This is a genomic window from Mycobacterium sp. E735, from assembly GCF_001666955.1.
Taxonomy (GTDB): domain Bacteria; phylum Actinomycetota; class Actinomycetes; order Mycobacteriales; family Mycobacteriaceae; genus Mycobacterium.
Genome location: NZ_LZIX01000237.1, coordinates 1 through 10,338, shown reverse-complemented (window position 1 = coordinate 10,338; position 10,338 = coordinate 1). Strand labels below are relative to the sequence as shown.

Genomic DNA, 10,338 nt, shown 5'->3' with positions numbered 1-10,338 from the left:
ATTGCGCCCGGTTCTACTCAAGGGGCCATTGGCCGCGAGGTGGCCAGATAACCGACGCCGAGGCGGCGGCGGAGCTTCCGGGGGCGGAGGCTGGGCCGGCGGAGGTGGCGCTACGGGCTGGGGCGCCTGCGCGAGAACCACACAGCTATCGGACGGTGCGTCGTAGACGGTGCCTACGCCGCATTCAGCAGCGTTACTTGCCGGCGGCGAGAACGCCGTCATGATGACAACCAGCGCGAGTGCGGCCGGCCCACTGAGTGCCAAACGATTAGCCATGCTGACCATCACAAATCTCCGTGCAGGCAAATCGTAGGCCGCGCCGCGTTGCTGCGAAAGAGGCCAAAATGCCCTTTTTGGCCCGCCGCCGCAGGTGCCGGCCCGTGTCCACAGCCGCACGTCGAACGGCCCTGATCCGCCGCCAAACGTGCCCACGCCGGGCGAAGACGCGGAATGGTTCAGGGGTGGCCGGGAATGCCTTCGAGGTCTCCCTGGACGCCTTGCAGATCCCCTTGAATGCCTTGCAACTTTCCTTCGATCGCCTGCAGATCGGAGAGAACATTCTGATACGCCGGCTGCATGTCATCCGGCGTTGCAGGTTGAGACTTGGGGCAGTACGCGACGATGGCACCGGCGGTGACTTCCGCGCTTTGGTCGGCGTCCCAAATCGATGACCGCTGCACGAATGCGACCGCATCGGCGAAATTGGGTTGGTGCGCCAGGAAGTCGCAGACCGCATGCCCTTGGGTCATTACGTATTCCTGACTGGGAAACGGTACGCCTTCATGCTTCAACGCGGCGATGAACGCCATGTCGGCAATCTCGATCCGCGGAGCTGGTGCCGCCGGCGCGATGCGACTTGGCGGCGCCGCCGCCGACGGCGGGGTTTCGGTCGGCTGCGCCGATGAATCCCGTTGGTGGACCGCGAACATCACCACAACCGCGGCGGCGAGGGCGGCCAGCGAGAGCGGCAACGCCGCGAGAAGACTCAATCGGCGCCGCACACCCCCGAGCCCGCGGAGCTTGGTGCCGAACCCGCGGGCGCCCCGCACGTCGGCGACCGTCTCGCTTTCACGCATGTCTTCGGGGTGGGGACGAGTGGTCACTGTGCTGTGGGCGAGGAGCTCGTCGAGCAGTTCGTCGATCTCTCGGGACGATGGCTGACCGCCGCGCTCGCGAACCGATCGGCGCCCAAGGGCGATGCGCCGCAATTCTGAATCGATCGTCTCGCGGTCGCGCATATCACCAGTCTGAGAGTGTCAGCACCATGGCACAAGTCCCGAAACAGGCGACCGACCAGCGGAAGGCGGCGCACGTACACCGCCGCCTTCGCCCCGGCCGCCGGGCGGCCGCGAGGCATCCGCCGGAAGCCTCGAACATGCGCCGACACGGCGAGTCTCGCCGCCAGGGCAGGTTCACCCGTAAGCCCTGAAAGCGGCATGAAAAACCCTCTGCCGCACCGCATTACGGGTAGCCGGGGCCGGGCATGCTAGGCTGCCCGGGGATGCCCGTCGGCATCCGTTCGAAAATGAGAGAAGTTGAAGGTATGACACAGGGAACTGTGAAATGGTTTAACAGCGAAAAAGGCTTCGGCTTTATCGCTCCGGACGGCGGCGCAGCAGATGTGTTCGTCCACTACTCGGAGATCCAGGGGACGGGCTACCGATCCCTCGAGGAAAACCAGAGAGTCGAGTTCAATATCGAGCAGGGGACGAAGGGTCCGCAGGCAGTCGGAGTAACTGCCGTCTAGTGCGAGTTCTACCCCAAGTGGGCTGGTGGGTGATTTCCCGCCAGCCCACAGCGCGTTGAGGGGGGTCGCGGCTTGCGTCCGGCGGCGGGCCGGACGCCGGGCAGCCCTACGGCGCCGCCTCCGCCGAGGAGGACCCCCCTTTCGAACATGATCAAGAGGCGCGGTTCCCGGGGGCGTGTAGATTGGTGGAAGCAGTTCTGTTCGCACTGCCCCGTAGCCATTTCCTTGTGCAGATGAGCGCATCTACGAATCGATCCCCCTTCGCCCCACCCGCATGTCGGGCCGAAGCCAAACCCAAGAGGACCCCGCCTTATGACATCCGATCTGTTTTCGCACCGCTACGAGCCCGAGGCCGTGACACACGCCGCTGGTGATTCGGAACCGGTGCAATTTCCGATCTTCTCCGACGGACCCAAGAAGGATTCCGCCTCCACGACGCAATCTTGATCGACCCCCCTGAGGGCTTCAGATCGTCAGTTCCGTTCTGGCACAGCAATTTCGGCGCCTACCAACGGCCCGATGACCCGACTTGCGGCGCCTACTCAGGCGGAGGCGGAACGGGACCGGGCGGCGGTCCGTCCGGCGGGGGTGGCGGAGCCGGCGAGCGATGCGAGCAGTCGGGCACGTAGATCAACACACCCCCCACCATCGTCCAACCGATCGCGCATCCCGGCGGCAACTGAGGGAGCGTCTCGGGTGGAGCGACCAATGCGGTCATGGTTGCCGCGATCATCACCGGCCCCATGAGTCGAGGGACGAACCTCGTCACCCGGCCCGAAGCCCGGCCGGTACGTCTTGCGAACGATTCTGCCGGTGCGTCAGGCATGCAACTTTTCCTGTCTGCCGGGAAGCTTCAAGTGTGAAATGACTGGCCGCTCGTCGCAACTTGAAGCCCTTCCCGACCGATTTCGCCGGCCGGGACCGCGCCGATATCGATCACCGCATTGATGTCACGCTGCGACATGCGGAAGACTGTTCAGGGCAATCGACGGAAGTGTCCACTGTGAACTTGATCCGTGTAGTCGCTGCGCCGCTGCTGGGCGCGGCCATGTTCGCCCTCGTCGGCTGCTCGGTGTCGACGGCCAAGCCGATCGCGACTTCCACGACCACCGCGGCCGCGGCTCCTGTCGCGTCCAGAACCGTTGCGGCAGAACCGAATCCACCCCTCGGCGCGCAGCCCCAACTGGCGTCGGACCCGGCTCAGCTGGCCGACGACCTCGTCGCCGACGAGCGCGCGCTGCGTGACTCGTCGACGCCGGAGCCGGCATTGGTAGCAGCGGCGCACCGCGAGCAGGCGGCCTATCGCGCCATCGCGCGGCACCCCGAATGGGATTCGGTCGCGCGTCCGCGCATCCCGGCGGAGCTAGCCGACGTATACGACCGCAACCTCGATGCCCGTCGCCAGCTCCAGGCGATGACGCCCGCCAAGGGCACGCTGCCCGCCTGGCGGATCGAGCCTCCCATTCCCGCCGACGAACTGGTGGGCGACTACCACGCGGCGGAAGCGGAGACGGGAGTCGGCTGGAACTATCTGGCCGCGATCAACCTGGTCGAAACGCGCTTCGGCAGCATCAACGGCGTGAGCACCGCGGGCGCGCAAGGACCCATGCAGTTCTTGCCGTCAACGTTCGCCACCTACGGGCAGGGTGGTGACGTCCACTCCCCGCGCGACAGCATCATGGCGGCGGGCCGGTTTCTGGCCGCCAACGGCTTCGCCGGCGACCCCGCCCGCGCCATCTACGGCTACAACCACGCCCACGAATACGTCCGGGCGGTGGACCAATACGCCGCACTGATCGCGAATGATCCCGCCGCCTTCCCCACCTACTACCGGTGGGACGTCTATTACGTCACCACCGCCGGGGATGTGTTGCTCCCGATCGGATACGAGGCGCCGTCCCCGATCCCGGTAGAGGAGTATCTGGCGACCCACCCGCAGTAGCCCGCGTCGATCAGAGGTACTTCAGGGCGATGTCCTGCAGGTGCGATCGCACGTCTTGACCCGTGGCCTTCTCCAGCTTGATCCCCAGCTCGCCGGCCAGGTTGACGAAGCCCATCAGCAGCATGATTTCGCCATCCGGCTCGTCGATGACGTTCTCGACGAGCCGGTTCCAGGCGAATTCGTTGCCGCTGTAGGACGTCCACGCCGTCATCACGTCGATGGCTCGGCGGACGTTTTCTCGCACATCCATGCCCGGAGCCTGCCATGACCTCCGGATCGCCGCCCGACGACGGGCACGCCGGCCGAGCCGGCTGCGCCCGTCGAACCGTCAGTAGAGCGGAACCCAGACTCCCATGTACCAGAAGCCCCAACCACCGAACTGCCAGTTGAAGACCGGGATGGCGGTGTAGCTGTCGTATTGGAAAGGCCCGAAATCGGCCTGCGCGACGACGACGTCGCGCGGCGGCCCGGACCACGGGCGGTTCCAGCCACCAGGGGGCGGCGGACCGTCCCAGCCCCCGGGAGGGGGCGCGCCCACCCAATGGGGCGGCGGGTGGCCGGGCGCAGGACCGTCGTTCCAGCCGTGCCCCCGAGGCGGCGGCGGGGGCGGTGCCCCGTGATCCACGATGCTGAAACCCGCCCGCGCGTCGCCGGGTCCGCCTATTTGGGCGTTGCCGCTGACGTACGTCCCACGCGGAACGTACGGCTGGTGCGGGGGCTGGGTGCTCGGCGGGTTGAGGGCCTGCCTGCCCTCCGGCGGTGGCGGGTTGTGCCCGCTCGCCGGCGAGTTGGGCTGTCCGCCGGGACCGTTCTGGCCCTGGTCGCCCGGCTGGTTGCCCGGGCCGCCCTGCTGCGGGTTCTGCCAGTGCTCGTTGGGCGCCGGCGAGTTCTGGCCGCCCTGCGGCGGATTGTTCTGCCCACCCTGCTGCGGCGGGTTGTTCGGCCCACCCTGCTGCGGCGGGTTGTTCGGCCCACCCTGCTGCGGCGGGTTGTTCTGGCCACCCTGGGGCGGACTCTGACCATGCCCACCCGGGGGTGGATTGTTCTGCCCGCCCGGCGCTCCAGCGGGTCCGCCCTGCTGGCCGCCGGGACCACCGCCCTGTTGGCCGCCGGGGCCGCCGCCCTGCTGGCCGCCGGGGTTTCCTCCGCCACCGCCGCCGGGGTTTCCCCCGCCGCCACCGCCATGGCAACCGGGGCACGGCGGTGGGGGGTCGAGTGGGGCCGCGAAGGCCGAGCCCGCGTTCAGCGTGACCGTGGAGAGGCTCAACCCCGCCGCGACCGCCGCCGCACTGACGACACGTTTCATAGACATAGCTGCGTCCCCTCTTGGCTATCGATCGCCTGCACTACGGGCATGTCACGTTCAACTCGAATGACTTGGTCACCTGCTGCGGTTGCTGCGGGTTGCTCATGTCGAGCCCGGTCGCTGTGCCCTTGATCGCGTAGGCCTTCCCGTTCACCGCGGCGCCCGCGTTGCCACCCTGGTTGGGAGCCGCGTCCGAGAAGCCGAGCGTGATGCCGTTGACGCTGCCGAGCCCGACCGAATGAACGATGGGGGGATTGGCGTTGCTGACCACCGCGCCGACCCCGGCCGTCGGATCACCGATGCCGATGTTGGTGTTGTCTCCCGACGGGGTGCACGTGACCTGGCCGCTGACGTTTTGCGTCTGACCGTCGACGATGACCTGTGGGCCGGACGCCGAGGGCGTCGACGAGCCCGACGACCCCGTGCTTGACGTGTTGCTCGAACAGCCGGCGCATGCTGCGGCCACCACGGCCACGCCCGCCACGCCGACGACAATCCCACGCTTCACTAATGCTTCCCTTCGTGTCGCTGGTGTCGCACTGCACAACTCATTGGCTTCCCCAACGTGGCTAGCCCTCACCGACGTCGCGGGACGCCGGATACCCGGTGCCCGGCCGTCGTAAACGCTGGGTTAAAGACGCAGGGGACGCGGCATCTCTCAGGGGAGAACGCGTAATCCCCAGCTGCCGAGCAGCGGATCGATGAGCGCGAAGTCGGTCGTGTAGTCGTCGCCGTCGGGTGACGACATCAGCAGGCCAACCGCGCTCACGGTGCCGTCGGGGTTCTTCACGAAGCCCGGGCTGCCGCTGTCGCCGTTGAGGCTGAACACGCTGGCGGTTACCACCCCATTCTCGACGTGTTTGACGAAACCACAGGTTTCACCGGTAACCGCGCCAACTTTGCAGAAAGGCATACCTTCGCGAATCTGCTGCGCACTCAACACATCCCGGACCACGTACCTGCCGCCGACATCACCCGACGGCGCACCGACGCTCGGGTCGAGGAGGATGATAGCGGCGTCCTTCGTGTCGCCCTCTTTCTCGCTGGCGGTGATCTTGCCCAGGGGAACGTCATTCCCGTACGTCCACAACGAACCGTCATGGGCGTCGCAGTGGCCGCTGGTCATCAGGTAATAACTGCCGTCATTGCCCTGGGCCGCGAAACCCGCTGTGCACGAGCTGTTTTCGTCTTCCACCTTGATGCCCGGCGTCACTCCGCCGTCGGCTCGCGCCGGGTTCGCCAGCGTCGTCGCGGCGACGACCACAGCACCGACCAAGCCCAACCCTCGCAACCACCGCATGGCCACGCCGCCTCTCTTGAAGTGTCGGGCAGCATGTTAACAGCGCCAGCGGGTTTCAGCCGCCTGGGTGGTTCGCCGAAGGCGGCATCGCACCGCAGCATATTGACTAGGGCGACAAAACGCAGTGGATACTGTAAGAGGCAACAACTTTCGTCCAGGAAGCGACGATCACCCGCCGACATGACGGGCAAGGAAGCCCAGCACGGCGTCGGCGAAGATGTCGTTGCGATCACCGGCGACCATATGCCCCGCACCGCGAACGTCGGTGAACTCGACCTGTGGGAAGCGCTCCAGGAATTCGTCGGCGCGTTCCTGGCTGACGAGGTCACTCATCTGGCCCCGGATCAACAGCATCGGCACGCCGCCGCGCAGGATCGCGTCGACTGCCGCGTGCATCCGATCGGGGTCGGTGACCTCGAATGGCGGGAAAGCCGCGGTCCCGCTGATGAACTGGGGATCCCAGTGCCAGTACCAGCGATCGCCGCGACGGCGCAGGTTCGTGGTCAACCCGTCCAGATCGGTCGGCCTCGGCCGGTGCGGGTTGTATTCCGCGATGGCGTCGGCGACCTCGTCAAGCGAGGCGAAGCCCGATTCCACCCGCTCGGACATGAAGGCGTGGATCCGATTGGCCCCGGACTGGTCCATGTTCGGGACGATGTCGACCAGGACGACCGCGCTCGCGATGCCCGGCGCGAGCTCGCCCGCGAGCAGCATCGAGGTGAACCCACCCAGAGAGGCGCCGACGAGTACCGGCTGCGGCGGCAGGGTGCCCAACACCTCCTCGACGTCGCCGGCGAAGCTGACGACACGGTAGTCACCCTCGTCGGACCAGTCGGATTCGCCGTGGCCGCGCAGGTCGACGGTGACGGCTTGCCAGCCGCGCTGCGCGACGGCGGCAGCGGCCTTGCCCCACGAGCGGCGGGTCTGTCCGCCGCCGTGCAGGAACACCACGGCCCGCGCGTCAGGATCACCCAGTCGGTCCGCGACGATTCGGACGCCACCGGGCCCCTGGATTGAAAACGGTTCGACTGCCATCGGCATCTGGTGATACTAAGCCGCTTCAATACGATGCACCGGGGCGTCCGGAGGAGAAAACGATGAACCTTGACGAGTACATGTCCCTGGACGCGACCGCGTTGGCCGAACTGGTGGCGGCGAAGCAGATCACGGCCGCCGAACTTCTCGCACTGGCGAGGCAACGAGCGGACGCGGTCAATCCACGGTTGAACGCGATCGTTCGCCGGCTGGGCGACGTCGCGGACTCCCGGGCGGCCGATCCGGACCTGAGCGGGCCGTTCGCCGGCGTGCCCTTCGTGATCAAAGACCTCGCTCAGGAGTACCGCGGCTTTCCGACCTCGAGCGGTTCCCGGTCGCTGGCCAACGACGTGGCCGACCGACACGCGTTGGTCACTCAGCGGTTCCTGGACGCGGGACTGGTGATCTTCGCGATGACCAACACCCCCGAGTTCGGGGCCAAGGGCGTGACGGAATCGGATTATTGGGGTCCGGCGCGCAACCCGTGGAACACCGGGCACACTCCGGGCGGATCTTCGGGCGGGTCCGGCGCGGCGGTCGCGGCCGGGATCGTTCCGGCCGCGGGTGCCAACGACGGAGGCGGATCGATCCGCATCCCCGCCGCCTGCAATGGGCTCGTCGGCCTCAAGCTGAGTAGGGGCCTGTCGCCCTACGGCCCGCAGACGGGCGAGCCGATGTTCGGGATGGTCACCCAGGGTGTGGTTTCACGCACCGTACGTGACAGCGCCGCGCTATGCGACGCGATCGTCGGCCGTGATCCGCATGCGGCTTACGAAGTCGCCCTTCCGCGAGGCACTTTCGCCGATCACATCAAGGGTCGCCCGGACGCGCTGCGGATCGGGTACTCCTGGTCCTCGGCGATCAACCCGAATCCCGACCGGGAATCCGTCGCCGCGGTGGAACGGGCGGCGAGCCTCCTCAACGATCTGGGGCATCACGTCGAGGAGGTGCCGCCCCCGTACGACGACGCCGCCCTGGCCCGTGACTTCCTCACCATCTGGTTCGCGCAGCTCTACCACCATGTCGCAGACGCCAGGAAACGCACCGGCGCCCGCGACCGCGATTTCGAGGCCGACACCTTGGCCGTGAGTGAACTCGCCAGGGCCACCGGCGTTTTGGCACCTATCTTCGCGCTGGAAAACCGCAACGAGCACATCCGGTGCCTGGCCACGTTCCACGAAAGCTTCGACTGCTTGCTGACCCCAACTCTCGCGACCCCGCCGCTGCGCATCGGGGCCACCGCGACGCCGCGCCTTCTGCAACGGGTGGCCCGCGTCGCGAGCACGCTGCATGCGGGAAAAGTCATGGCGCGCAGTGGGATTCTCGATCAGCTGATCCAGGAGAGCCTGGGCTGGGTGCCCTACACGCAGCTGGCCAACCTCACCGGGCGTCCCGCGATAAGCGTGCCGCTGCATTGGACCGGCATCGGACTCCCGCTCGGTGTGCAGTTGGTGGGCCGGCTCGGCGCGGACGGCGATCTTCTCCGGTTGGCGGCCCAACTCGAAGAGGCGAGCCCGTGGGCTCACCGGTATCCGGCGTCGGTGTGACTAGCCCGGTTCGCCGGGCCCGTCTTCGGCCGCGCGGTCGCCTCCCCAAAGCCTGGCGAACCGCTTGGCGACGTCGCCAAACCGGTTGCCCGACCGTTGGGATGACTTGATCCTGCCGAGAGCCTGTTTCCCCTCCGCGGCGTAGTCCTTGACGGTTTCGTCGCCTTCCTCAGCGCGCATCCTTAACCTCCTTGGTCAAGCTTCGTGTTTGCGCCCCAGACGGTTCTGCCGGCGTCAAACGTTGCGGCGGCTCGACCGGCGTGAACCGCTCGGACGTGCCACTGGCCGGTGCCGCGCCCCGGCGGCCCGCTGGTGTCCGACACCGAGCCTCCGATCGGCTCATGGAGGCCTACCCGCCGACCCGGGGGATCGAAACGCCCACGGCCTTGGTCAGGACACCGGTTCCTTGCTGGCCTTGACCGGCACGTTGCTCGGCGGCAGCTTGAGCAGGTTTCCGCGCAAGCTCCCGCGAGCGGTCCGCACAGCCACCAGCAACCACGTGAACAGCAGCCCGGCGTACGCGACGGCCGCGGCCACCCGGAACGCGGGCAGGTGGGTGTGGCCGGCGAGCTGGGAGGTGCCCGTGACGAACGTTCCGACCGGGAAGGTCAGGCTCCACCACGTCAGGGCGAACGGCATCCCGCGCCGCAGTGTGCGCACGGTCAACGCGGTCGCCAGCGCGATCCACAACACCGCGAAGCCCCAGACCGGGACTCCGTAGAGGATCGCGAAGGCGTTCAGGTCCTCGGCCAGTTCGCGATCAACGGCCAGTCCGGCGCAGGCCCCCAAAAGACCTGCGGCCGTGATGGATTGCCCGAGTGGGCCCAACACAATCCACAGCGTGGGCACGCGCGCCGAGCCTGACGTCCCGTACAGCGTCAGGCGGGCCCAGATCATCGCGATGATGTTCAGGGAAGCCAGCAACGACAGCCCGAACATCGCGTAGCAGCCGAAGAGCATGGTCTCGCGCCCGGTGCCCGCCGTCATGTGTGGCAGCAGCAGCGCCCCCATGGCCGCGGTCACCATTGGCGGAACCACCGGCATCAGCCAGCCCCCGAACGCCGCGTCGGGCTCGACATTGTGCTGGGTGAACATCAGGTAGGGAATGCTCACCGCGGTGAACAGCCCGCCCAGCGTGCCCCCGGTCCAGAGCACCCAATCCAGGTCGACGGCGATGCGCCCACCGATCAGGTCCCTGCCGACCAGCACCGCTCCCCCACCCACCGTCATCAGGGCCATGGGTGCCGCGCCATAGAAGTGCGCCATCTGCGGGTTGCGCGCGTGGGTACGGGCCACGGTGGGGTGACGTAGCCAGTGACCGCCCACCAGGACGATCAGCGCGACGAGCAGGACGGCGGCGATCACCCAGACCACTTGGGCGAATGCGCGCAACCCGACCACGTGGACGGGCAGGGTGGCGCCGGCGATGGCCACGATGCCGGTGCCCATCACCGAGGCGAA

Annotated in this window: 11 protein-coding genes; 3 read left to right on the top strand and 8 right to left on the bottom strand. The window is 67.5% G+C overall.

Annotated elements, in window-relative coordinates:
• Positions 1–455: 455 nt before the first annotated feature.
• Positions 456–1,238, bottom strand: coding sequence for a DUF732 domain-containing protein (locus tag A5704_RS19325; protein WP_067760341.1), 783 nt, complete (start codon positions 1,236–1,238; stop codon positions 456–458).
• A 305-nt stretch (positions 1,239–1,543) separates the two neighbouring features.
• Here A5704_RS19325 and A5704_RS19320 point away from each other — a divergent pair, with 305 nt between their 5' ends.
• Entirely contained in the window at positions 1,544–1,747 is a 204-nt protein-coding gene (locus A5704_RS19320; RefSeq protein ID WP_067282851.1) for a cold-shock protein, read from the top strand.
• A 1,048-nt stretch (positions 1,748–2,795) separates the two neighbouring features.
• Positions 2,796–3,689, top strand: a complete 894-nt coding sequence (locus A5704_RS19315; RefSeq protein ID WP_067760393.1) for a lytic transglycosylase domain-containing protein — start codon at positions 2,796–2,798, stop codon at positions 3,687–3,689.
• A 10-nt stretch (positions 3,690–3,699) separates the two neighbouring features.
• On the opposite strand, the gene A5704_RS19310 is transcribed toward A5704_RS19315, so the two are convergent.
• The 5 genes from A5704_RS19310 to A5704_RS19290 all read right to left on the bottom strand — a co-directional run bounded on the left by A5704_RS19310 (position 3,700) and on the right by A5704_RS19290 (position 7,330).
• Positions 3,700–3,939 carry a hypothetical protein gene (locus tag A5704_RS19310; protein WP_067890534.1) on the bottom strand — a complete coding sequence of 80 codons (240 nt, stop codon included), beginning with the start codon at positions 3,937–3,939 and terminating at the stop codon, positions 3,700–3,702.
• A 78-nt stretch (positions 3,940–4,017) separates the two neighbouring features.
• Positions 4,018–4,995 (bottom strand): MAP_0585 family protein, encoded by a 978-nt coding sequence (locus tag A5704_RS19305; RefSeq protein WP_067760343.1) that lies wholly within the window; start codon positions 4,993–4,995, stop codon positions 4,018–4,020.
• Positions 4,996–5,035: 40 nt separating this feature from the next.
• Positions 5,036–5,503, bottom strand: coding sequence for a lipoprotein LpqH (locus A5704_RS19300; RefSeq protein WP_067890530.1), 468 nt, complete (start codon positions 5,501–5,503; stop codon positions 5,036–5,038).
• 150 nt (positions 5,504–5,653) lie between these two features.
• Complete coding sequence (locus A5704_RS19295; protein ID WP_067760347.1) at positions 5,654–6,301, bottom strand: trypsin; 648 nt, start codon at positions 6,299–6,301, stop codon at positions 5,654–5,656.
• A gap of 162 nt (positions 6,302–6,463) precedes the next feature.
• Complete coding sequence (locus tag A5704_RS19290) at positions 6,464–7,330, bottom strand: alpha/beta fold hydrolase (protein ID WP_197499183.1); 867 nt, start codon at positions 7,328–7,330, stop codon at positions 6,464–6,466.
• A gap of 62 nt (positions 7,331–7,392) precedes the next feature.
• Here A5704_RS19290 and A5704_RS19285 point away from each other — a divergent pair, with 62 nt between their 5' ends.
• Complete coding sequence (locus A5704_RS19285; protein WP_067760349.1) at positions 7,393–8,877, top strand: amidase; 1,485 nt, start codon at positions 7,393–7,395, stop codon at positions 8,875–8,877.
• Here A5704_RS19285 and A5704_RS19280 read toward each other — a convergent pair whose 3' ends face one another.
• Entirely contained in the window at positions 8,878–9,057 is a 180-nt protein-coding gene (locus A5704_RS19280; RefSeq protein WP_067760351.1) for a hypothetical protein, read from the bottom strand. It abuts the gene before it with no gap.
• 210 nt (positions 9,058–9,267) lie between these two features.
• Positions 9,268–10,338, bottom strand: a 1,071-nt coding sequence (locus tag A5704_RS19275; RefSeq protein WP_067890527.1) for a TDT family transporter, incomplete at its 5' end; no start/stop codon positions are given.